This window comes from Hyphomicrobiales bacterium, assembly GCA_039989895.1.
Classification (GTDB): Bacteria; Pseudomonadota; Alphaproteobacteria; order Rhizobiales; family JACESI01; genus JACESI01.
In genome coordinates this window covers 73087-96609 of sequence record JBDXGY010000004.1, presented here as the reverse complement: position 1 = coordinate 96609, position 23523 = coordinate 73087, and the positions used below count along the sequence as shown (strand labels likewise).

General features: G+C 48.5%; 19 protein-coding genes and 1 riboswitch. Of the genes, 12 read left to right on the top strand and 7 right to left on the bottom strand.

Annotated elements, in window-relative coordinates; translation table 11 throughout:
- Positions 1–23 precede the first annotated feature (23 nt).
- Together ABJ081_03800 and cysK are read right to left on the bottom strand one after the other, a co-directional pair.
- Entirely contained in the window at positions 24–584 is a 561-nt protein-coding gene (locus ABJ081_03800) for a gamma-glutamylcyclotransferase family protein (protein ID MEP6355785.1), read from the bottom strand.
- Between the two features lie 4 nt (positions 585–588).
- Positions 589–1566 (bottom strand): cysteine synthase A, encoded by a 978-nt coding sequence (gene cysK / locus ABJ081_03795; protein ID MEP6355784.1) that lies wholly within the window; start codon positions 1564–1566, stop codon positions 589–591.
- 139 nt (positions 1567–1705) lie between these two features.
- Positions 1706–1925: riboswitch (cobalamin riboswitch) on the top strand.
- A 106-nt stretch (positions 1926–2031) separates the two neighbouring features.
- Here cysK and ABJ081_03790 point away from each other — a divergent pair.
- Both ABJ081_03790 and ABJ081_03785 read left to right on the top strand, forming a co-directional pair.
- On the top strand, positions 2032–2670 hold the full coding sequence (locus tag ABJ081_03790) for a HupE/UreJ family protein (protein ID MEP6355783.1): 639 nt from the start codon (positions 2032–2034) through the stop codon (positions 2668–2670).
- 189 nt (positions 2671–2859) lie between these two features.
- Positions 2860–3255, top strand: coding sequence for a cupin domain-containing protein (locus ABJ081_03785; protein ID MEP6355782.1), 396 nt, complete (start codon positions 2860–2862; stop codon positions 3253–3255).
- Positions 3256–3459: 204 nt separating this feature from the next.
- On the opposite strand, the gene ABJ081_03780 is transcribed toward ABJ081_03785, so the two are convergent.
- Together ABJ081_03780 and ABJ081_03775 are read right to left on the bottom strand one after the other, a co-directional pair.
- Positions 3460–3600 (bottom strand): hypothetical protein, encoded by a 141-nt coding sequence (locus ABJ081_03780; GenBank protein MEP6355781.1) that lies wholly within the window; start codon positions 3598–3600, stop codon positions 3460–3462.
- Positions 3601–3886: 286 nt separating this feature from the next.
- Positions 3887–4171, bottom strand: a complete 285-nt coding sequence (locus ABJ081_03775; GenBank protein MEP6355780.1) for a hypothetical protein — start codon at positions 4169–4171, stop codon at positions 3887–3889.
- Between the two features lie 158 nt (positions 4172–4329).
- On the opposite strand from ABJ081_03775, the gene ABJ081_03770 reads away from it, so the two are divergent.
- From ABJ081_03770 to ligA, 8 genes are all read left to right on the top strand, one after another.
- Positions 4330–5256 carry a D-alanine--D-alanine ligase gene (locus ABJ081_03770; GenBank protein ID MEP6355779.1) on the top strand — a complete coding sequence of 309 codons (927 nt, stop codon included), beginning with the start codon at positions 4330–4332 and terminating at the stop codon, positions 5254–5256.
- 83 nt (positions 5257–5339) lie between these two features.
- The gene (locus ABJ081_03765) at positions 5340–6164 is read left to right on the top strand and encodes a cell division protein FtsQ/DivIB (GenBank protein MEP6355778.1); all 825 of its coding nucleotides are present in this window, start codon (positions 5340–5342) and stop codon (positions 6162–6164) included.
- Positions 6164–7501: a cell division protein FtsA gene (gene ftsA, locus ABJ081_03760; protein MEP6355777.1), complete on the top strand. Its 1338-nt coding sequence runs from the start codon at positions 6164–6166 to the stop codon at positions 7499–7501. Before ABJ081_03765 ends, ftsA begins: the two co-directional genes overlap by 1 nt.
- Before the next feature lie 152 nt (positions 7502–7653).
- The gene (ftsZ, locus tag ABJ081_03755) at positions 7654–9561 is read left to right on the top strand and encodes a cell division protein FtsZ (GenBank protein ID MEP6355776.1); all 1908 of its coding nucleotides are present in this window, start codon (positions 7654–7656) and stop codon (positions 9559–9561) included.
- Between the two features lie 370 nt (positions 9562–9931).
- Positions 9932–10873 (top strand): UDP-3-O-acyl-N-acetylglucosamine deacetylase, encoded by a 942-nt coding sequence (gene lpxC / locus ABJ081_03750; GenBank protein MEP6355775.1) that lies wholly within the window; start codon positions 9932–9934, stop codon positions 10871–10873.
- 151 nt (positions 10874–11024) lie between these two features.
- Entirely contained in the window at positions 11025–12467 is a 1443-nt protein-coding gene (locus ABJ081_03745) for an outer membrane protein assembly factor BamD (protein MEP6355774.1), read from the top strand.
- Between the two features lie 99 nt (positions 12468–12566).
- On the top strand, positions 12567–14240 hold the full coding sequence (gene recN / locus ABJ081_03740; GenBank protein MEP6355773.1) for a DNA repair protein RecN: 1674 nt from the start codon (positions 12567–12569) through the stop codon (positions 14238–14240).
- Positions 14241–16382, top strand: a complete 2142-nt coding sequence (gene ligA, locus ABJ081_03735; protein MEP6355772.1) for an NAD-dependent DNA ligase LigA — start codon at positions 14241–14243, stop codon at positions 16380–16382.
- A gap of 5 nt (positions 16383–16387) precedes the next feature.
- Here the strand turns inward: ligA and ABJ081_03730 are convergent, their stop codons facing one another.
- Positions 16388–18202 (bottom strand): aminopeptidase P family protein, encoded by a 1815-nt coding sequence (locus tag ABJ081_03730; protein ID MEP6355771.1) that lies wholly within the window; start codon positions 18200–18202, stop codon positions 16388–16390.
- Positions 18203–18385: 183 nt separating this feature from the next.
- On the opposite strand from ABJ081_03730, the gene ABJ081_03725 reads away from it, so the two are divergent.
- Entirely contained in the window at positions 18386–18550 is a 165-nt protein-coding gene (locus tag ABJ081_03725) for a hypothetical protein (protein ID MEP6355770.1), read from the top strand.
- Positions 18551–18623: 73 nt separating this feature from the next.
- On the opposite strand, the gene ABJ081_03720 is transcribed toward ABJ081_03725, so the two are convergent.
- Entirely contained in the window at positions 18624–19487 is an 864-nt protein-coding gene (locus ABJ081_03720) for a 50S ribosomal protein L11 methyltransferase (GenBank protein MEP6355769.1), read from the bottom strand.
- Positions 19488–19489: 2 nt separating this feature from the next.
- Positions 19490–21304 (bottom strand): sodium:proton antiporter, encoded by a 1815-nt coding sequence (locus ABJ081_03715; GenBank protein MEP6355768.1) that lies wholly within the window; start codon positions 21302–21304, stop codon positions 19490–19492.
- 149 nt (positions 21305–21453) lie between these two features.
- On the opposite strand from ABJ081_03715, the gene ABJ081_03710 reads away from it, so the two are divergent.
- Positions 21454–23469: a hypothetical protein gene (locus ABJ081_03710; protein ID MEP6355767.1), complete on the top strand. Its 2016-nt coding sequence runs from the start codon at positions 21454–21456 to the stop codon at positions 23467–23469.
- Positions 23470–23523 lie beyond the last annotated feature (54 nt).

Genomic DNA, 23523 nt, shown 5'->3' with positions numbered 1-23523 from the left:
CGCACGATGCGCTCCCGGGTTTTTTATATTAAATGGGACGGCAATGTTTTCAAAAGCTCATCAATCCAAACCTGATCGGTTGGGGTCAAGGTTTGGTGGCGAGGATAAATTGGAGCGCTGCGATCATTGAGAATGGGACGTTCCCAGCTGTCGGTCGTGTGAATAAACTTTGTTACCCCCTCACGGCCAAAAACTCTGTCATACCCCATTAAAACGACATCAAGATAACTGAGCAAAATTGGTTTTGGCTCTGAGGTTATGTCGTAGGTTTTTGGTGGAACCGAATAGGCCTGAATTTCTTCAGCCACAGTTGGAGGATCAACAAGGTTGCCGACTGGATGGCGGATATAGGATGTCTCGCGTATATCGAGCGCTTGCCAATCATCATTGGGCACACGCGCAATCAGCCCGTCGATTGCCCCTTGTCCAATAGGGTTGGCGCTGAGGAAACAAAATTTGGTCACAGGCGTTTGCACCCATCTGCGCCGCCAACCTTTTAATGTTGTCGGCTTAGGGTCGGGGTAATCATGGGTGTGGCAATTAACAAGCGACCCATAACCAAAGAACCAAGATGTTTCGCTCAATGTTTTATTCGCCTAAACCTTCAAACAATATTGTTGAGAGATAGCGCTCAGCGAAAGAGGCAGCGATCACGACGATGCGTTTGCCTTGCATCTCTTTGCGGGCTGCGACCTCTAGAGCTGCAAAGATGGCGGCGCCTGATGAAATGCCAACAGGAAGGCCTTCTTTTGCTGCAACCAGACGAGCGATCTCAAAAGCTTTTTCATTGTCGACCTGAATGACCTCATCCATGAAAGACGTGTCCATATTGTCAGGCACGAAGCCAGCACCAATGCCTTGGATCATATGAGGGCCGGGGTTACCACCTGATAGGACAGGGCTTGCTGTGGGTTCTACTGCGATCATTTTGATATCTTGTTTGCGGGCTTTGAGCACTTGTCCAAGGCCAGTGAAGGTGCCGCCGGTGCCAACGCCTGCGATAATTACATCAACATCGCCGCCAGTATCATTCCAGATTTCTTCGGCTGTGGTTTGTTTGTGGATTTCCGGATTGGCGGGATTGGAAAACTGGCTTGGCATAACCGCGCCATCAATTTCACTCAATAATTCTTCGGCTTTGGCGATGGCGCCGCCCATGCCTTTTTCGCGTGGGGTCAACACCAATTCCGCACCAAGCAGAGCCACCATTTTGCGGCGTTCAATAGACATGCTTTCTGGCATGGTCAAAATCAAGCGATAGCCACGCGCGGCAGCGGCAAAGGCAAGCGCAATGCCGGTGTTGCCGGAGGTTGGCTCAACCAGCGTTGTATCTGATTTGATTATGCCTTGACGCTCAAGGTCCAAAATCATATTCACGCCGATGCGGTCTTTCACACTGGCTATGGGATTGAAAAACTCGCATTTAACGCAAATGTCACCGAGCGCGCCATGTTCTGCGGCAAGAGTGGGAATGCGCACAAGCGGGGTATTGCCGATCGTCTCTAAAATACTGTCGTATATGCGGCCACGTATAGGTTTATCAAAATGGATATCTGGCTTTGTCATAACGTTCCTTACTTTTATTGCTTCTCACATTATAAACGTTCTCGCGTCTTAACAAAGCGAAGTGTTCTTCTTTTTGCGTTGTCAGTAGAAAAGTCGTCTTTGATTGCGACTTTGGCATTGACCTTTGTGGCAAATTGATTGCAATTGGAAAATGTTCGGTTCCCCGCATGGTGCTTTATGCATTGGGGATCAAATGGGAATGCAGAAGGGGACGACCCAAGTCGGGGCCTTAATCTGCAGCCGCCCCCGCGACTGTAAGCGGAGAGCGTTTCATCAAAAACCACTGACAGCTGTCGGGAAGGAGATGAAATCGCTTTGACCCGTAAGCCAGGAGACCAGCCGAGCAACAGCCCACATTTGGGCTGGCTTTAAACGACGGACGGGGTGTTCCGTGGGAAAGTGAAAGAATGTTTTTCTCTTTCTGACGATAAGCCTCTCTTCAAACAACTGCGAAGGGGATTTCTCATGAAAAAATATATTTTGGCAGCGGCCAGCCTTGCGACATTTGCAACGCCTGCATTTGCTCACCACCCACTCGGCGGGTTGCCGATGGAAACATTCACACATGGTATTTTGTCTGGTGTGGGTCACCCGCTTTTGGGTTTTGACCATCTATTCTTTGTCATCGCTGTCGGGGTTGCGGCCCTTTACACAGGCTTTGCACGGCTTGCGCCTGCGGCCTATATCGTGGCTATGGTCGTTGGTTGTTTGATGATGAGCTTTGGTTCGGGTCTTCCGATCAAAGAAGTTGTTATCGGCTTATCGCTTCTTGTGGTCGGCGGCGTTGTGCTTTCCGGTCGCGCGCTTGGTATCGTTTCAGCATTGGTGCTTTTTGCAGGCTTCGGTCTTTTCCACGGTTCAGCTTTCGGTGATTCCATCGCAACGCAAGAAGTAGCTGTCGGGACGACGGTGTTGGTTGGTTATTTGCTTGGCCTTGGCGTTATTCAATATGGCATCGCGCTTGGGGCGGGTTATGTTGTGAAACATATGATGAAGGCCAGTGAAGCAACTGCCATGAATGCGCGCCTTACCGGTGCGTTGATTGCGGGCATTGGCGTTTATCTGACACTTGAAAACCTTGAGGGTTTTATTCTCGGCGCTTAATGGCTGCAAGTTACATGATTAGTTTTAAAGCCGCAGGTTAGATGACTTGCGGCTTTTGTGTTTATGGGATTACGTACATCCGTCTCTATGAGTGGGGCACGATCTGAAAACATTAAAAAACCTTGGCTCAATATAGCTTCCATGATTTGTTGTAGTTGTTTGAAAAAATATAAACCGTAAGGACCCCATATGGATATCCACAAAGCGAACAGCCGCTCAACCACATTTGTCAATGCTGAGTATTTTACAGGCACGGTCATGATGGATCCCATCGTTACAGCACCCGAACCAGCCAGAGTGCGCGCCTTGCGTGTTAGTTTTTCACCTGGTGCCCGCACTAATTGGCACACTCATCCCCTGGGACAAACGCTCTATGTTCTTTCTGGTGTTGGCCTCATTCAAAAGCAAGGCGAAGCTATTCAAGAAATCTTACCAGGTGACACGATTTGGATCGCGCCAGAGGAAAAACACTGGCATGGCGCTGCACCCGATCATGCGATGTGCCATATTGCTATACAGGAAGCGTTGGAAGGTAAGCATGCTGATTGGATGGAGCCGGTGACCGACGAAGAATACCAGACGTAGATTTGTGCTCATGGCCGCCAATGATGCTTTGTGCCATGAATGTAGGTCTTACTAGCTGGTTGTTGCGGGTATTGGTGATTATCTAATGTTTGAAAATCTTGAAGGTTTTGTTCTTTAGACCTAAGCGTAGTTCGCTAAGAAGTCATTTATAAAACCGCAGATTGGTTGCCTTGCGGTTTTTTCTTTATGTGGATTAATAGACGCCTATCGTCTGCGCTCCGTACCAGAACGTCTTTCGCCTTGTTGCTTTTTTAGATCTTCGCTACGGATATCTATTCCACTGCGACGTTCAGTGTTGCTTCTGTATGGCATTGGTTTTTCTTTTTTGTTTTCTTCGGTCGTCATGAGAATATTCTCCATATTTTCAGTCCACATGTATACTGCACTATGAGTTATCTATGTAGGCTAAAGAATATAATAAAATATTTCTAAATTAATTAAGTTGGCTCGAAATTTTGCATTATCAAGCGATTGTGAAGTAAACTGTGATAAGTCGTGTTCTATTCTATGATTGTAAATTATTTTCTCAAAAAGAGCATGTCCTTTTGAAATTCCATCTCAGACATGCTCTCTATTCTTGCTTGTAGCTATCTATGAACTATACTCTTTCGTTAGTGAAAGAGGCTTAGCTTTAGCCGCGTATTTTCTTCATGACCATGCCAACGACCATCTGTACAACCATGCCACCGACACCGCCGCCGACTAAGTTGCTGGCCATCCCTGCTATGTCTAGGCCACCAGCTGCATCACCACCGGCTGCGCCTAAAAGACCACCAAGTAATTGACCGCCGCCAACGCCGCCAACTGCACCAGCGACAAGATTTCCTATGCCGCCCATTGAGCCACCAGAATTCACTTTACCACCCGCTGTGCCGCCAATTGCACCACCAACAAGCTGTGCTATTAGATTTTCCATTGTATGCTTCCCCTTTTTTCTTATCACTTACCTTTTTTGGTATGCTTTCATATTAGCATTGCGGCTGTAGATTGCCAACGAAACTGACGATTATGTTTTAACTTATTAACCCGAATCATACATTTTGGGGGTCTCTATTTTAATTTAAGGGATTTATGATGAGCAAAAAGCATGTAGCTGTCCTGATGGGGGGGTGGGCTTCAGAACGTGAAGTGTCTTTGTCTAGCGGTGGTGAATGCGCAAAAGCGCTGGAGGAGGCGGGCTATAAAGTGACGCGCGTTGATGTTGGCCGTGATGTGGCCGCTGTGCTGTCTTCGTTAAAGCCTGATGTTGCTTTTAATGCGCTGCATGGGCCCTTTGGCGAAGATGGTGCGATACAGGGCATTTTAGAGGTTTTGGATATTCCTTATACTCATTCAGGTGTCATGGCTTCTGCATTGGCCATGAATAAGGATCGTGCCAAGGCCGTTTTGAAAGATGCGGGGGTTCCTGTGGCCGAGCATCGCATCATGCACCGTGTAGAGGCTGCAAAAGAACATCCGATGGCGCCGCCTTATGTTGTGAAGCCTGTGAATGAAGGGTCTTCATTCGGGGTTTTGATTGTGGGCGAAGATATGGATCATCCGCCACAACAACTCATGGCGAGTAATTGGCCTTATGGTGATATAGTCATGATTGAACGCTATGTGGCTGGACGTGAATTGACCTGCGCGGTGATGGATGGTGTGGCTCTCGATGTGACCGAAATTGTTTCAATCGATCACAAGTTCTACGATTATGATGCTAAATATGCACCAGGAGGGTCAAAACACGTTCTTCCGGCAAAAATTTTACCAAATATTTACCAAAGTATACAGAATCTATCTTCCAAGGCGCATCTTGCGCTGGGATGTCGTGGAGTGAGTCGTGCAGACTTTCGTTTTGATGAAAAAGCGGATGGTAATCACGATCTTATTTGTCTCGAAGTAAACACCCAGCCCGGAATGACGCCGACGTCATTGGTTCCTGAAATGGCTGCTCATGTGGGGCACTCGTTCAGTGATCTTGTCAGTTGGATGGTGGAGGATGCGAGTTGCGGGCGATAGCCAATAAAAAGCAACGAATACCGCACGATGTGCGAAAAGAACGCTTTGAGAAGGGTAGGAACCTTTCTCGGCGCCAACTTTTTGTGCGCCGACTGTTCCACAGGTTTCAAGCGCGGGTTGAAACTTTACCAAAATTTGCGATGACACTTGCGAGTGCTGGCATTATTGGCGCTTTTGCGACTTACGGGGCTATCGCTGGTGGTCATGCAGCAGCTGTGACTTCAACCGTTACAGCCTCTCTTGGTTTTGATGTGGATTCAGTCACGATCTCTGGTCATCGTTATATGAAGGTACGGGATATTCTCGATATATTGGGATTATCACCCGGTGTTTCTATGGTGACATTCGATGTTGCAAGCGCTCATCAAACGCTTTTGCGCGAGCCTTGGGTAAAATCGGCATCGGTGCGTAAGATTTACCCAGGCAAACTAACAATTCAACTCAATGAACGAGAACCCTTTGCGATTTGGCAGCGCGGGCGAGTGGTATCGATCGTCGATAATGACGGGCTTGTTCTTGATGATTTTCAAAAAGAATTACATGGCAGCCTTCCTATTGTTGTTGGCCATGGGGCTCAGCGCAAAGGCCCGGAATTCTTAGCATTGATAGATGAGTTTCCAGCTTTGCGCAGCCGCGTGCAGGCATCCATGCTCCATTCAGAGCGGCGGTGGGATATTTTGCTGGACAACAAAATCACCATAAAATTGCCGGAAGACGGGGTGCGTGAAGCTTTGGTGGAATTACTCACACTTGATGAAGAAAAGTCTATTCTTTCCAAAGATTTGATCAGTGTTGACATGCGATTGACTGATCGCATGGTTATGCGTTTGTCAGATGAGGCATTGGTCAACCGACGGGCCACATTGAAGCGCCGTAAAGAAGCGCGCAGCAAGGAGAAAAAAATCTAATGCTGCAATTTGGATCTAAATCAGGTGCAAAAAACAAAGGCTTGCGGGCCAACCGCTCGACGGTCATCAGCGTTTTGGATGTAGGAACCGCGAAGGTTTGCTGTGTCATTGCGCGGCTTCATCCAAAGCATGATGGTATCGAGTTTTCTGGCAGAACCCATGTTGTCGATGTTATCGGCTTTGGTCATCAGCGCTCTCGCGGCATCAAGGGCGGCGTTGTGGTTGATCTCGATGAGGCTGAACAGGCTATCAGATTGGCTGTGGACGCCGCAGAACGCCGTGCTGGTATGACCATCGAATCGCTTATAGTGAACGTTTCTGGAAGCCGGATGCACAGCAATGCTTTTTCTGCCAGTGTCTCGCTTGCCGGCCAGGATGTGGTTGAAAACGATATTCGGCGGGTTTTGGAAGCGGGACGTAACCATTCAACTCAGGACGATGCAGCGGTTCTTCATTCCCTGCCAATCGGCTATGCCATTGATGGTAATCGCAGCATTAAGGATGCCCGCGGTATGATAGGTGAGCGCCTTGCAGTTGATATGCATGTTGTGACCGCTAATGATGCATCACTCCGCAATCTTGAAGTTGCTGTTAACCGCTGCCATTTGGCGGTGGAAGACTTTATTGTTTCGCCCTATGCAAGTGGTCTTGCTTGTCTTGCTGGTGACGAAGCTGAACTTGGTGTTACCTGTATTGATCTTGGCGGCGGCACAACAACGGCGGCTGTTTTCATGGAAGGTAAATTCGTCCATTGCGATGGTCTGGCTCTTGGTGGGCAGCATGTGACGATGGATATCGCCCGTGGACTTTCAACGTCTTTGCGGCAAGCCGAAATGATTAAGGTGAAACACGGTAGTGTTCTGCCTGGAATAGTGAATGATTTTGTTTCTGTGCCTTTTCAGCAAATTGGTGATGAAAGCGGTATTAGCGGTGATGTTTCTCCATCGATGCTTGCTAAAATTATTCGCCCACGTGTTGAAGAAACACTTGAGCTTATTCGTGACCGTTTAAATGCGTCAGGTTTTGCGGCCCTGGTGGGGCGCCGTGTTGTCTTAACAGGTGGTGCAAGTCAGCTGACAGGTATGACTGAATTGGCGCGTTCGATTCTCGGTAAAAATGTTCGCCTAGGGCGGCCACTCGGCGTGTCCGGTCTTCCGACAGAAGCGCGCAGTGCGGCATTTTCATCAATCGTTGGATTAATGATTTACCCACAAACGGCTGATTCAAAACAAGATATTGGCTGGTTGCCTAACCGCTCCAGTCCCCAATCAAGAGATATGACTGGAACAGGCGGCTATTTTGGTCGCATGGGGCGATGGTTAGCGGAGAATTTTTGATGACAACAGATAATGACACAACCCACGATGCAGCCGAGCCGACAATAGAGACTAATCTATCGCAACAACAAAATGCAGAAACAAACCCAACTTTTTTAGAACCGACGAATTCACAGACACTCAGTTCGCCTAATACACCAGATGAGGACAACATGACTATAAATCTCAAAATGCCGGATATCACTGAACTGAAACCGAAAATCACTGTTTTTGGTGTTGGGGGCGCTGGCGGTAATGCGGTCAACAACATGATCAAATCTGGACTGGAAGGCGTTGAATTTGTCGTTGCCAATACAGATGCTCAGGCCTTGACCAGTTCTAATGCGGAGCGATTGGTTCAAATGGGTCTGCAGGTGACCCAAGGTCTGGGTGCAGGATCTCAACCCGAAGTCGGCCGTCAAGCGGCAGAAGAAGTAATTGACGAATTGAATGGTTATCTCGAAGGGTCCCACATGGCCTTCATCACCGCCGGTATGGGCGGTGGAACGGGTACTGGTGCTGCTCCAGTGGTTGCACGTGCTGCGCGTGATATGGGTATTCTCACAGTTGGTGTTGTGACAAAGCCATTTCAGTTTGAAGGGGCGCGCCGTATGCGCTTGGCTGAGCAAGGCATTGAAGAACTTCAGGCCAATGTGGATACATTGATTGTTATTCCAAACCAGAATTTGTTCCGTGTTGCCAATGACAAGACGACATTCGCGGATGCGTTCTCTATGGCTGACCAGGTGCTTTATTCTGGCGTTGCCTGCATCACAGATTTGATGGTCAAAGAAGGGCTCATCAATCTTGATTTTGCTGATGTGCGTTCGGTGATGAGCGAAATGGGCAAAGCAATGATGGGTACAGGGGAAGCGTCTGGTGAAAACCGGGCGACAGAAGCTGCTGAAGCTGCCATTGCCAATCCTCTTCTCGATGAAACATCTATGCAAGGTGCGCAAGGCCTATTGATTTCTATCACAGGTGGTAATGATTTGACCTTGTTTGAAGTGGATGAGGCTGCAACCCGTATCCGTGAGGAAGTTGATCAGGAAGCTAATATCATTCTTGGTGCAACATTTGATGAAGCGCTCGAAGGTGTTGTTCGTGTTTCTGTTGTTGCGACAGGCATTGAGCATGGTGTTTCCTCCGGTGAGGTGCCTGAAGTTAAAGAGGCGTCAACATTTATGCGTCCGATTACAACAAGTGCAAGTCTAACGGCTGAGGCAAGCAGTGAGCCGGTAGTGGCTGACTCAAGCATTGAGCCTGTAGTGGCTGCAACAGTTGAAGAACATGCTGCACCGGCTGCCCAACCACAAGCTTCAATACCAAGCCCTCAGCCAGAAGTTCATCAGGCAGAATTAGCGCAACCAGAAACAGTGCAGCCACAAGTGGCTCCAGTAGCAGTTGCTCAACCGGAAACAGCAAAGACAGATGCTGCGGTTACAATTTCGCCATTCACGCCAAGTGAAGATGCGTTGCAACTGGCTCAAAGTTCTTATGACGTGCCAGTAATGGATGATCTTGATGCCGTAATGGCGGTGACGCCGGTTGCTGATGAGCAAGTATCAGAAGCTCCCTTCATACCACCGCTTGCAGAAGCGCCAGCCGTTGCCCAAAAAATGCCAAGTGTTGATGACTTTCCAATGATCGTACGTGAAGAGATCAAAGCCAAGTCCGTTAGCAGCCTTGAAATTAGTGATGATGAAGAGCGTGGTGCTCTTGGTTTGCTGAAGCGTATTACGAATGCGACTTTGGGCGGGCGTAAAGATTATGATGACGAGATGGAAAATGAAGCAGAAATGCCGGTAGCAGTACCGCAAACTGCAACAATACCTATTACTCCTGAACCTGTTGCACCTGCTGCACCACAAAGCGTACAGGCCAGACCGGCTCAACCACAAGCTGTTGCGCCGAGCGACCCCGCACCATCTAGCGCTCCTTCACGTCAATCATTGGCAACAAATTATGCGCCTGCAACCGGTAATCTTGATGCACAAGGACGGGTAAGCCCAACTGCTTCTGCAACAAGTGCGGAAGAGCAATTGGAAATACCTGCTTTCCTGCGTAGGCAAGCACAGTAGACAGTTTTACTGTTTGGTAGATTCTTTAATTTGTCTGCATAGGTGTATTACCTGTGCAGGCCTTTGTTATTCGCGTTGTTACAGTATGTTACATTGTGTCGGGTGATTTGTATAAGTGATTGTTTTTTAATGTTTATTAGGTTTAATATTTGGTTAGAAAGTGTGATTGGCGAGTAGGCTAAATTAGAGGTATTGTTTGATTCAATACTAACGTAAATGAAGGTTGTTTGGGGATATTGAGCTTGAATGGTTTAGAAACCTAAAGTTTGACATTTGTATGGATGGCACTGGTCATCTTGGGCAAGTTTTCCTTTTATGAGCTTCTTTCTTAAGGGTGGTCACCTTAAACGGTCGATCTAAAAGTGTGAAATTGAAGAAATCAGTACAACATACGATCAATGCTCCGATTACCTTTAAAGGCAAGGGCGTACATAGCAATCTTCCTGTCTCGATGACGTTGCATCCTTCTAGTGCTAATACCGGTATTTATTTTATTCGCTCAGTCGCTGATGAAACCGAGATTGAAATCCCTGCGACATATGAAGCTGTCGGTGCAACGGAGCTTTGCACTATCATTGGAGACCCGAAGGGTACTTTTGTTGCCACTATTGAGCATCTGATGGCAGCTTTACGTGCGATGGGTGTCGATAATGTGCGTATTGATATCGATGGTGCTGAAGTGCCTGTTATGGATGGCAGTTCGCATGATTTTGTTACAAGCATTACTGAAGTTGGTTTGATAGCGCAAACAGCGCGTCGTCAGTACATCCGCATTGAAAAAACAATACGCGTTGATATGGGGCCTTCTTTTGCTGAACTAACCCCTTATGATGGGTGCTATTTCGATGTCGAGATTGACTTTAATGACCCAGCAATTGGCCGTCAGCGGTTTGCGACAGACATCACACCGGACAGTTTTATTTCTGATATTTCTAGAGCTCGTACATTTGGATTCATGAAGGATGTGGAGAAACTTTGGGAAGCAGGTTATGCACTTGGCTCTTCCTTTGAAAACTCCGTTGTCATTGGTGATGAAGGAATCATGAATCCGGATGGACTTCGATTTGATGATGAATTTGTTCGCCATAAATTGTTGGATGCAGTCGGTGACTTAGCTCTCAGTGGCGTGCCTATTATGGGTGCTTATCGATCATATCGCGGTGGACATAAGCTTAACTTCTTGATGTTGAAGGCTTTATTTGAAAATAAAGATTCTTGGTCATTCGCTGAATCTGTCAGTGCTGTGCCAAACGGTACGGGTCATGGTGTCATGTCTGAGCCTGTAGTTGCCTTGTCACCTTCGACACGCTAACAACCTTCCAAATAACGGCCTTAGTAACGCAAATCTAATAGATTAATCATATTTGCGCGTGTTTGGTCAGAAAACGATTTAGGACGTTTTTTTGCCGTTTTCTTTGTGCTATAAGCGCTCGGGGCCAAATTAAGCTTTTTTGGGGATATGAATGCTGCGTAAATTACTAGTTTCTATTGTGTTGGTTTCACCTGTAATTCTTGCGGGGTGTTCTGTGATACCGTTTGCTGATCGCTTTGGCGACAGCGATAAAAGCAGCAGTGCTAAAAGCAGTAAGCTAACGAGCAAAGAAAACAAGAAGCTTGCGGCTCTATCTGCCAAAGCGGAATTACCACCGAGTGTACTGCTGAATAGTGGTATTAAAAATGTGAATAAAGGCGATGCAAAGACTGCGCAAGAAGCCTTTGATCAAGTGAACAAGCTGCATCCTTTTTCTACAGAAGCGCAACGTTCATTGGTCTTATCGGCCTATACTCATTTTGCTTCAAAGCAATATGAGCAGACCATCACCAAAGCGGAGCAATTTATTCAGCTTTATCCTGGCAATAAAGATGCTGCCTATATGCAGTATTTGATCGGTGAATCATACAGCTCAAATGTTAGCTCTGTTGTTTTGGATCAAGGCGACACGGCAAAGGGATTGCAGGCCTATCGTGATCTCGTTCGCCTCTATCCTGATTCAAAATATGCGAGTGACGCAAAACGGAAAGTGTTTTTTTTGGCTGATCAATTAGCCGGTAAAGAAATGCAGATCGGTCGTTATTATCAAGAACGTAGCCAGCATTTAGCAGCGGTCAACCGTTTTAGAACAGTCGTTGATAGGCACCAGACAACACGCCATGTGGAAGAAGCACTCTATCGTTTGACAGAAAGCTATTTGTCACTTGGTCTTGTGAATGATGCAAAATCGTCAACATCAATTCTCGGACATAATTACCCTGAATCGCAGTGGTATTCTGATGCCTATAGCTTAACCACAGGAAGTAGAGTGGCCTCGCGCAGGCAAGGTGTGGGCTCAAGGATCGCAGGTTTGGTTCCTTTTGTTGGTAAAAAGGGTGATGAATCAATACGAAATTCTGATCCAGATTTTGTCCCAGCAGAAGGTATTTTGCCTGCTGGAACCCAGCCAGTGTTTGAAAAGAAACGTGGTCTTTCCCGATTAGTACCTTTCCTTGGCGATAAGAACGAAGTTGCGACAGGTGCTGGGACCTATTCTCCACCAAGTGATGGAGATTTTGTTCCAGCTGGTAGCGGAGCGTCAGGCCAAGATGGATCTGAAAACGTTTCGTTTCCTCCGGTGCCAGGTCTTGATGACATCACTGGTCAGCCGCCAGTTGCGCCAGAGTCGGTTTTTGTTCCAGTTGATAATACACCCAGCACAGTTCCTGGTGTAAATATAACCCAAGATGTTTCTTTCCCTAGTGTGCCGGGTCTTGAATCGGCTAATGGAGCTGCAGGAGTACCTGCGCCTACTGGCGATAATGTCTTCCTGCCTGCACCAGGTTCGCAAGCTGTGACCGAAACTGCAGTAGCGGAAGAAAAGAAAAAGAGCCTCTCTAGATTTGTGCCATTCATTGGTGACAAAGATAAATAGACTCAGAGCATAACCTTAAATTATAGACTAGAAGTTATGGGCCTCGACGATGTATAATCATCGTCGAGGCCCTTTCTTTTCGATTCCTTTATACTGGTTATGCTTAGCTCACTTCTCATCCACGATATTGTCCTGATAGAACGTCTTGATGTTGACTGGCGTGAGGGCTTGTCTGTTTTGACGGGTGAGACGGGGGCAGGGAAGTCCATCATCCTTGATAGTTTGTCGCTGGCGCTTGGGGGGCGCGGTGATGGTGGATTGGTACGCACTGACCAAGAGCAAGGCTCGGTGACGGCGGTCTTTGATGTGCCGATGAACCATGCCGCACGCGCTTTGTTGCGGGCGAACGATATAGAAGATGATGGTGATATTATTTTGCGCCGTGTGCAGCGGGTTGATGGACGAACCAAAGGGTTCATCAATGACCAGCCTGTGAGTGCGGGTTTAATGCGCACATTGGGTGTGCTGCTGGTGGAAATACACGGCCAACATGCTGACCGTGCGCTGGTGGACACAGACAGCCATCGGCTTTTAGTGGATGCCTTTGGTGGTTTAGCTCATGAGGCCGATGAGGTGGGAACGGCTTATCGCTCGTGGCGCGCGAAGGAGCGGACGCTGAATGAGCTTCGGAGTAAAATTGAAGAAAGCGAGAACGAGCGCGATTATTTGCGCGCTGTTTTGGACGAGTTGAATATTCTTCAAGTGGAAGTCGGCGAAGAGAAAACTTTGGCCACTCGCCGCCAAACAATGATGAGTGTTGAGAAGATTGCTGGTGATATTAATGAAGCGCATCAAACAGTCGCAGGCCATGCCTCACCGGTGCCAACTTTATCCAGCCTTTTGCGACAATTGGAGCGCAAAAGAGAACAAGCCCCCGGCTTGCTTGATGGGGCGATTGAAGGCTTGAGTAAGGCGCTTGATGCGCTTGATGTGACCAATGTCGCATTGGAAGAGGCAATCCGCGCAACCAACTTTGACCCTAAAGAGTTGGAGGAGACCGAGGAGCGACTTTTTGCGCTTCGTGCAGCGGCTCGCAAGCATAAAGTGCAGGTTGATCAATTGCCTGATTTGACGGTGCAGTTCATGAATGATCTTGAGGCGATTGAAAGCGGAGAAGAACGGCTTTTGGTGCTTGAGCAAGAAGAGCGTGCCGCTTATGACGACTTTAACAAACAGGCCTTAAATCTTAGCGCAAGGCGCGGTGATGCGGCGGGTGCATTGGCCAATTGTGTGATGCATGAATTACCGGCTTTGAAGCTTGAAGCGGCGCGTTTTTCCGTTGCTCTGACCAGCGATACGGATAAGCCCTCATCCCATGGTTATGACACCATTGAGTTCCATGTGCAGACAAACCCCGGCACGCGCCCCGGACCTATTATGAAGGTCGCCTCTGGCGGTGAATTGTCGCGGTTTTTATTGGCGCTTAAAGTATCATTGGCCGACAAAGGCTCAGCACCTACGCTGATTTTTGACGAGATTGATACAGGCGTTGGTGGTGCGGTCGCAGAAGCGATTGGTGCGCGGTTGGCGCGGCTTGCGCAAAATGTTCAAGTTCTTTCTGTCACCCATGCGCCTCAGGTGGCAGCACGTTCTAACAGTCATTTTCTGATATCGAAAAAAGCCGTTGAGAGAGAAGAGCGCGTGTCGACTGATTTGACATTACTGGATGAGGAGCAGCGCCGCGAGGAGATTGCGCGCATGCTTGCCGGTCAAGTCATCACCGATGAAGCGCGCGCTGCCGCAGATCAATTGATGGCTGGTGGTAGGCTTTAGGTGAGCACTTTACGCAACTCAGATATCGAGACATTGAGCGAAGAAGAGGCAAAGCGTGAGCTTGAAGAGCTTGCTCGCGAGCTGGCGGCGCATAATCTTGCTTATCACACTGAGGATGCACCGCTTGTGAACGATGCTGATTATGATGCATTGAAGAAGCGCAATAGCGCGATTGAAGCACGCTTCCCGAAGCTTAAACGAGAGGATAGCCCGAGCGATCTTGTCGGCGCGCGACCTTCTGAGAAATTCGGCAAAATCACGCATAAGGTCGCGATGTTGTCGCTTGATAATGCCTTTGATGATGAGGACGTTGAGGAATTTGTTACCCGTATCAGGCGCTTTCTTGGTTTGTCATCTGATGAGGTTGTGGCCTTGACGGCGGAGCCTAAGATCGACGGTCTTTCGGCGAGCCTGCGCTATGAAAAGGGCGTACTTGTAAGCGGTGCCACGCGCGGGGATGGTTCAACCGGCGAAGACATCACCGCTAATTTGCGCACGCTTGATGATATTCCTGAGCGGCTTTTGGGCGATGATATTCCTGATGTGGTTGAGGTGCGCGGTGAAGTCTATATGGGCAAGAGTGATTTTCTGGCACTCAATGAACGCATGGAGGCGGAAGGCAAGCAGACCTATGTGAACCCGCGCAACACGGCGGCGGGATCGCTACGCCAACTTGACCCCAAGGTCACAGCAACACGGCCATTGAAATTTTTTGCCTATGCATGGGGTGAGATGAGCACCATGCCGCAGGCGACCCAAATGCAGATGGTTGAAACATTTGCCAATTGGGGTTTTCAGGTAAACCCCTATATGGCGCGGTTTGATGATGTGGCAGTGCTGCTTGCGCATTATCGCCAAATCGACAGTGACCGCGCAGCGCTCGAATACGATATTGACGGCGTTGTCTATAAGGTCGATCGGCTTGATTGGCAGGGGCGGCTTGGCTTTGTCACCAAGGCACCACGCTGGGCGATCGCGCATAAGTTTGCCGCTGAACAAGCGACCACTGTTTTAAATGATATTGAGATACAAGTGGGGCGCACGGGCGCGCTGACGCCAGTTGCGAAAGTGGAGCCTGTCAGCGTTGGCGGTGTGGTTGTCTCTAACGCAACTTTGCATAATGAGGATTATATCAAGGGCATTGGTCAAGACGGCCAGCCCTTGCGCGAGGGCAAAGACTTGCGGGTCGGTGATACGGTGGTCTTGCAGCGGGCGGGCGATGTTATTCCGCAGATTGTGGATCTTGATTTAGATAAGCGACCCGCTGGCGCGATGCCCTTTATTTATCCGTCAAAATGTCCGGCCTGTGGCTCTGAGGCGCGGCGCGATGTGAATGAGAAAACCGGCAAACAAGATGCGGTGCGTCGGTGTACGGGCGGCTTGATCTGTCCAGCGCAGGCGATTGAGCGGCTCAAACATTTTGTCTCGCGCAATGCTTTCGATATTGAGGGCTTGGGCGCGAAACAGGTCGAAGCCTTTTATGAAGATGGGCGGATCATGAATGCGGCGGATATTTTCACGCTGGAAGAACGCGATAAACGCTCATTGAAACGCCTTAAAGACAAAGAGGGTTTTGGTGAAACGTCGGTCAAGAACCTCTTTGCCGCGATCAACGAAAAGCGCGTGATTGATTTACATCGCTTTATCTATGGCTTGGGCATTCGCCATATTGGCGACACGACCGCGAAAATTCTGGCGCGCACCTATGGCTCTTTTGAGGCCTTGCGCGAGGCGGGGCTTTTGGCGCGAGACAAAGAGAGCGAAGCCTATAGCGATCTTGTCAATATTGATGGCATCGGCGAGGTCGCGGCCAATGCGCTTATTGAGTTTTTAAGCGAGCCGCATAATTTAACGGTGCTTGATGCGCTGAGTGCCGAGGTGACGCCGCTTGCCCCTGAAATAGCCGATGCCAGCTCACCCGTTGCGGGCAAAACGGTGGTCTTTACAGGATCATTAGAGAAGATGACCCGCGATGAAGCAAAAGCCATGGCCGAACGGCTAGGCGCAAAAGTGGCGGGTTCCGTGTCTAAAAAAACAGACCTATTGGTCGCCGGACCGGGGGCAGGCTCTAAGCTAAAGAAAGCCGCTGACCTAGGGGTTGATACAGTAGATGAAGATGGCTGGTTTGAACTGATCGGGTGAGGGGGTTAAATCCCCCGTGTAGCCCCTTCCAACCATCCCTTATCTTCCTCTTCCAAGCGCGGGCTTAGTTTATCGAAAACCTCGCGGTGATAGGCGTTCAGCCAGTCGCGTTCATCGCTCGTGAGGAGCGATGGGTCGATGAGTGCGCGATCAATCGGGGCGAAGGTGAGGGTTTCGAAGCTCATCATTTTCCGCTCGCCGCCATCAACCGCCTCGGGCGCTCTCACGATGATAAGATTTTCAATGCGAATGCCATAGGCGCCCGCTTTATAAAAACCGGGTTCATTGGATAAGATCATGCCCGGCTCAAGCGGGATGGTAGACATTTTTGAAATGCGCTGCGGTCCTTCATGGACGCTCAAAAACGAGCCGACCCCGTGGCCGGTGCCGTGGTCGAAATCAAGCCCTTCTTGCCAAAGCGCCGTGCGGGCGAAAGCGTCGATTTGTGCGCCGTTTGTACCTATTGGAAATTTCAATCGCGAGATCGCAATCATGCCTTTTAAGACAAGCGTGAAATGGCGTTTCATCTCAGCGCTTGGCGTGCCGATGGCAATGGTGCGGGTGATGTCGGTGGTGCCATCTTGATATTGACCACCGGAATCGACCAGATAAAGCGTGTCCTTTGAAAAGGCTTTGTCGGTCGCCTCGGTGACACGATAATGGACAATCGCGCCATTCGGTCCAACACCGGAAATCGTATCAAAGGAAATATCTTGTAGCGGTATTGAGTCTTGATTGCCTGCCTCATGGCGCAGGCTCTCGAGCTTTTGGGCGGCAGAAATCTCGCTCAAGTTTTCAAGTGGTGCGCGCGATAGCCAGCTTAAAAAGCGCGTAACAGCAACCCCGTCGCGAAGGTGGGCTTGTTGGCTTCCTTCCAGTTCCTCAGCGTTCTTTTTCGCTTTTGGTAAAAGACAAGGGTCGGCTTTTTCAATGATTTTATTGTCAGCGGCTTCGATCTCGGTTTTGAAAATATGGCTCGTTGAAGCAGGATCAAGCGCGATTGTTCCTTTGATCGCGGCCAATGAGGGGAGCAGCACCTCAGGTGATTTTAAAGCGATATGAGGAGCGAGCGCACCGTGCACGTCTTGGCTGATTTTTGCGGCATCAATGAAGAGTTCAGGCGGGCGGTCTTTATGGATGAGCGCAAAGCAGAGCGCGAGCGGCGTGTGCGGCACATCGCGGCCTCTGATGTTTAAAAGCCAGCAAATGGAATCGGGCTGTGTTAGCAAAAAAGCGTCAGCCGCCATGTCTTTGATGGCGTCTTGGGCGGCTTTGATTTTCTCAAGCGTCGGCTTGCCCGTGAATTTGAGCGGTTGCAGGATGACAGGCGCTTTGGGTGGGCTTGGCTGGTCGTCCCAGATTTTATCAATCAAATTCTCATGGGCTATGAGTTCGGCGCCTGCTTTCACGGCAGCGCTTTCTAGCTTCTTTACTTCATTGATTGTGTGCAGCCATGGATCATAGGCGAGTTTATCGCCTGCGCTTAAATTGGCCTCTAACCATTTTGCCGGTGGCTCATCGGCGCTGTTGATCGGGGTGAGAACATCAACCGCCACTTGATCACGTACTTGCAGCGTGTAGCGACCATCAATGAAGATTGCGGCTTTTGTTTCAAGAACAATTGCCATGCCCGCTGATCCGGTGAAGCCGGTGCTCCATGCGAGGCGCTCGGCATGGGCGGGCACATATTCGCCTTGATGTTCGTCAGCGCGTGGGATCAAAAAGCCGGTGACATCTGCTTGCTTCATGGCTTTGCGTAGTTTTTCAATGCGTGCTGGGTCGCCTGCATCTGTTGGGGGAGATGAGAAATCCTGAAACATGAAGGGCCCTTGCATTCAATTTTTAAAATGTGTGTGGAAGTGGCTAAAATGACTCATGCATTTCACGCAATACAGCTTCCTGATCTTAGCGTTGGTGTGTTTTCTATAAAGTTTTATATTCAACTCATGAACAGATAATCGCTCCCTCCCAAGTGATACTGAAACGATAAAGGAAACAAAATCATGGCTAATAAATTTCTTTCTAGTCTTGTTGCCGGTCGTCAGCGCCAAGCAAATGCTTTCGTCAACAGCTACTTGCTGACATTGGATGACGAAACTTTGGCACGCAATGGCTTTAATCGCAAAGATTTGGCTGTTAAAAAAGCTAATTCTAGAAACGGTCTCTAGAGATTATAGAGACGTTTTTTGACACTCTATTGATTATTTAAACGGAGCCTTTTGGCTCCGTTTTTTCTTGGTGTCATGGACGGTTCAAGATCAAGGTGGCCCACCCTTCGCGGTGGATGGCTTTGACCAAATAAGCACCTTGTTCACGGTAGGCCGACAACACAGCGGCTTGTTGGCGAATGAGGAGGCCAGAGAGGATGATCGTCGCATTGTCTGCCAAATGGGTACTCATCGGATGGGCGAGAATCCGCAAAGGGCCAGCCAAAATGTTAGCGACCACGAGGCCAAAGGGGCCTTTTTCTTTGAACACAGGGTGATGAAAGCCTGCTGCGGTTTCGCAACTGACAAGATCAGCAACCATGTTGATATGCATGTTTTTGCGAGCGATGCGCGTGGAAGTCGGATCGATGTCGGTGGCAAGTATCGGTTGGCGGGTTTGTTTTGCAAGAGCTGCCGCCAGCACGCCGGAGCCTGTGCCAAGATCAAGAATATTGCGGTATTGGTGGCGCTTGGTGACAATCGCGATTGCCTCTAAACATCCCGCCGTGGTGCCGTGATGACCGGTGCCAAATGCCTGATTGGCATCAATTTGTATGGCGTGATGGAACGTTTGAACGCGGTCTGCATCATGGGCGCCATGAACAAAGAAACGATCAACGCATACAGGTTTTAAATCTTTCAGCCCTTCACTCACCCAGTCCACATTTTCGGGCAGGCGGGTGGCGGCGAGGGTTTTGGCATTTTCGCCAAGTTCACGCACCAGTAATTCTGGAGTGGCCTCTTCTTGTAAATAAATATCAACACGCCACTTTGACGCATCGTCCTCTTCTTCAAATGTTGCGCAAGAGGGATAGCCGAGCGCGTCAGAATTGGCGGCATTTGAAGACAGTTGCTCGGCGGCTTCACGGCTGAAAAAACCGCTTAGAATAATTGTCATATTTAACTTTCCTGAGATGTCTTCTGCGGCTTTCCGAAAGCGATGATGCGGTCACCAGCCTGAGCACTTGGTATGCCTTTTGGTGAGGCAAATTCAAGCTTGTTGTTTTGATCTATAACACAGACTATCTTGTTTTCTTCGTTCCGTGCAGCCAAATAATCATCTATACCAAAGGTGTCGCTGAGCAGCGTGGTTTGCATGGTGTGACCCTTGAAAATATTATGCTTGGCGGTTTCTATGCTCATGGATTCAAGGAACAAGCGCCTGCCGCCAACAGTGAATGACATGGTTTGGTTTGCATGTTTTTCATCAGATTCTGCTGCAAACTGAAAGACATTGGAACGACTAAATTCATGTGACATTTCAGTGCATACAAGCGCATTATAAGCGTCATTGTCTGTGGTTGCCAGCAAGTGGCTGAAAGCATGTAGGTCAATTTTATATTCACGCGTCTCTGAGAGAATTTCGCCTAAATAGACAGGAATTCCCGCATAACGCGCATCACGTAAATGGCTGAAATTGCTGTCAGCGATTGTGACAGGTACATCAATCTCGATTAGTTCTCGCGCGAGCATTACTGAAAACGGATTGCCGCCAATTAACAAGGCGCCAGGGTTGCTGTCGGATGAGAGCTTGAGTGCTTTTGCGATGGGCTTAAGAGAAAAGCCGTGCAATATCACTGTGACAAAGACAACAGCAAAGGCAAGCGCCACCATGCGTTCGCCGTCGGGATTACCCATATCGACCAGCGACGCACCGAAAAGGCCGGTGACGGCAACCGCCACAATACCGCGCGGTGCAATCCAGCTTGTTAACAAGCGTTCTTGCCACGTTAAATCCGCGCCAATGGTTGACAACCACACAGACGCTGGCCGCACTAAGACCAAGAGCAGTAAGATATAAAATGCATCGCGCCAACCGAGAGCGGCAAGTGTTGAAGGCTCAAGTGTGGCGGTCAAAATGACGAAGAGGGCGGAGACTAAGAGGACGGTAATGACCTCCTTGAAGCGTCGCATTTCTGATAGGCTCGCAATGCGCGAATTGCCCATGGCAACGCCCATGGCCGTGACCGTTAAAAGGCCAGCTTCTTCCAAAATATGATTGGTGGCAACATAGGCTGCCAAAAGCACCATCAAGATGACTGGCGCTTTTAAAAATTCTGGAACCAGACCGCGAATGAAGGTCATGGCGACAAGCTTGCCAAGATACCAGCCACCAATGGCACCCACTGGCATGGCGATGGCAAAGCGGATCAGAACCGTTGATAGATCATGGTGCGCATCACTCGTGCCGAATACCAAGAAGAGTTCAAAAGCTAGAACAGCAAAGAGCGCTCCAACGGGATCTGCAATAATGGCTTCCCATCGTAACAGGGCGGCGGGGCGTTTTGTTAAATGGGCATTGCGCAAGAGTGGCATGATGACTGTTGGACCGGTGACTACAAAAATACCGGACAAGATCAGAGCCGCTGGCCAGCCAAGTCCTGCCACGAAATGTGCGGCCAATGCGCCCAAGCCCCAAGCGATGGGTGCCCCAACAAAAACCAGACGTCGTACAGCTTTTGATGTGTCACGGATTTCGGAAAAATTAAGGGTCAGGCCGCCTTCATATAAAATCACTGCAACAGCAAGACCAATAGCAGGCCTTAGGATATCGCCGAAGTCTTCGCGCGGATCGATAAAACCAAACACGGGGCCGGCCAAAATGCCAGCCGTTGCCAAAAGCACTATGGCAGGAAGATGAAAACGCCAAGCGATCCATTGTGCAGCAATACCAAGTGCACCTATGAGCGCCATTTTTGATGCAATATCGTCCATTTCAGTTCCTCAAACTTTCATTACATTCTCACTATCACATTTAAGTGGATGTTTTATAGAGTGTTTTGATTGCCTGTTCCTCGACACTAATATGTGCTTTTGATACATATATCAAAGACTTGTTTGGTTTTCTCTTTGGAGTGTTTTAGATGCATCGTTTATTCTCATCAGTCATCAGTTTTTTCATTGTCGCGATGGTGCTGAGTTTTGCTCAAGTCGCTGTGGCCAATGAACAGGTTTTGCGCAATTTTGCTGCAAGCATGGAAAGCCGTGGCTTAAGCGTTTCATTAGATGGGCTGAGTGAGAACGGGGAAGAGGGTGCTCTTGCCAAGCTGATGATGAGTAAAGAAGGAGAGGCGCCATGGTCTTTGACGTTTCACGATGTCACTTTTAAAAACCTTGAAGAAGCGAGCGGTGGCGGCCTGAAAGGGGATATCTTTACAGCGGACAAAATTGATTTCTCTCGTGGTTCTACAATATCGAAAATTGATCGATTTAATGCTGTTGATTTTGATTTTCCCAATTTTGACATGTTGCTGGACAATCTCGCAAATCCTGTCGGTGTGGTGAGCACAACGAAAAATGGTTTTTTAGAATTATTGATCAGTGGTCTTTATAAATTTCTTGCCAATATGACATTCGCTTCTATCAAAGCCGAGGGCTTGGATATTGATTTAGAGGCTGGGGAACTCGCTGTTAAATATGCATTTGGTCCCCTTTCTTTTGACAATATGCGCGATGGTATTTTGGCTTCTTATGCGGTCGATTCAACGGAGATAGAAACGTCTGGGGCGCCTCAACCCACATTCAAAGCGGTGACAGGCCGCACAGAGTTGAAAGGATATAATTTCAATTCGCTCAACCATGTGCTTGATGCCGATGCTTATAAGGATGGCAAGGGCGATGGTGTGTGGTTGCAGGTTTCTGGCGCTGGTTTTGTAGATGGTATGCGTTATTCTTTTGGTAATAGCGTAACGCATATGGCGCGAATGGAATTAGGCGCCTTTCGAATACGTCAGTTTGATGAGCCACCCCTCGATGCTTTTAAGCTTTTGCTTGATCCTATTACAAATACGCAGGGAGTAGAAAATCCTTTAGACAGATCAAAACAGATGACTAAGGCATTTTTGTCATTTTATAGTATGTTCGAATATGGCGGATTTGAAATCAAGGAATTTGATTTCAATGCGCCAGGCCAACAAAATATCGCTATTGGTACTATAAGCATGGGCACTGCATCCTTTGAAAAAGGTATAGCAGAATTGTCGGTAACAGATATGAATGTTGTTCCTTCAAGTGAGGATGCAGGGCATTTGGCGCTTAAGACATTTTCTCTAACTGATATCCAATTCCCCACACGCGCCTCTATTCTAGGCTATCTCGATACTCTTGACGCGAATTCGAAAAGAAAACTTGATTATCAATCTTTGGCAGCATTTTCGGCAACCCTTGGGCAGTTGTCGATTAAAGAGCTTGATTTCAAACGCAGTGATGCTGGGTCTTTCAATATCGATGGCTTATCGGTCACGCTAAAAGACTACATCAAACTTATTCCGACCAAAGTAAAGATTGATTTGTCGAATGTGGATGTGTTGATGAGCAGCCTTCCGGAGAACAATCAAGCAGCTCAGGTTTTAATTTCGCTTGGTTATGAGAAGCTTGTTTTGAACGGTGTTATTGAGGCTAATTGGGATGAGGCAAGTGGTGATTTGACGGTTTTGCCAAGCAGTATAAATGCGGGCGATCTTGGGCAGATCAACTTGTCGGGCATTATTGGTGGTGTGTCACGTGCTTTGATAGAAAACCCAGATAAAGCGGCGATTCATCTGCCGACCCTGCTTCTGAAAGAGGTTGGTGTGTCGTTTGATGATGCGTCTTTTATCAATAAGTTTCTTGATTTTGTCGCCGGTCAGGCTGGCGTCGAAACTGATGCGCTTAGGAAGCAATATGGAATTTTGGCAACAGCTCCCTTGGCGATTTTTCAAAATTTAGAGTTTAGTAAAAAAGCGGAAACTGCCATTCAGACTTTTCTTGCCGCACCGGGCACGATCTCTTTATCAGCAAAGCCGCCGCAACCTGTTCCTGTGGTTAGTCTGGGTCTAATGATGCAGCAAGCACCAACTTTGATTGTTGATGCTTTGGGCCTTGATATCTCGGCAAAATGATCGCTTCAATCAGCGCCCTCTCACATCATTGATACCGTCAATGATTGGCACGCC

Coding starts and splice junctions, on each gene's coding strand:
- ABJ081_03730 (MEP6355771.1), bottom strand. CDS start 18,202: ATGTTTCAGGATTTCTCATCTCCCCCAACAGATGCAGGCGACCCAGCA.
- ABJ081_03725 (MEP6355770.1), top strand. CDS start 18,386: ATGGCTAATAAATTTCTTTCTAGTCTTGTTGCCGGTCGTCAGCGCCAA.
- ABJ081_03775 (MEP6355780.1), bottom strand. CDS start 4,171: ATGGAAAATCTAATAGCACAGCTTGTTGGTGGTGCAATTGGCGGCACA.
- ftsZ (MEP6355776.1), top strand. CDS start 7,654: ATGACTATAAATCTCAAAATGCCGGATATCACTGAACTGAAACCGAAA.
- cysK (MEP6355784.1), bottom strand. CDS start 1,566: ATGACAAAGCCAGATATCCATTTTGATAAACCTATACGTGGCCGCATA.
- ABJ081_03790 (MEP6355783.1), top strand. CDS start 2,032: ATGAAAAAATATATTTTGGCAGCGGCCAGCCTTGCGACATTTGCAACG.
- ABJ081_03710 (MEP6355767.1), top strand. CDS start 21,454: ATGCATCGTTTATTCTCATCAGTCATCAGTTTTTTCATTGTCGCGATG.
- ABJ081_03785 (MEP6355782.1), top strand. CDS start 2,860: ATGGATATCCACAAAGCGAACAGCCGCTCAACCACATTTGTCAATGCT.
- ABJ081_03720 (MEP6355769.1), bottom strand. CDS start 19,487: ATGACAATTATTCTAAGCGGTTTTTTCAGCCGTGAAGCCGCCGAGCAA.
- recN (MEP6355773.1), top strand. CDS start 12,567: ATGCTTAGCTCACTTCTCATCCACGATATTGTCCTGATAGAACGTCTT.
- ABJ081_03715 (MEP6355768.1), bottom strand. CDS start 21,304: ATGGACGATATTGCATCAAAAATGGCGCTCATAGGTGCACTTGGTATT.
- ABJ081_03780 (MEP6355781.1), bottom strand. CDS start 3,600: ATGACGACCGAAGAAAACAAAAAAGAAAAACCAATGCCATACAGAAGC.
- ABJ081_03745 (MEP6355774.1), top strand. CDS start 11,025: ATGCTGCGTAAATTACTAGTTTCTATTGTGTTGGTTTCACCTGTAATT.
- ftsA (MEP6355777.1), top strand. CDS start 6,164: ATGCTGCAATTTGGATCTAAATCAGGTGCAAAAAACAAAGGCTTGCGG.
- ABJ081_03770 (MEP6355779.1), top strand. CDS start 4,330: ATGAGCAAAAAGCATGTAGCTGTCCTGATGGGGGGGTGGGCTTCAGAA.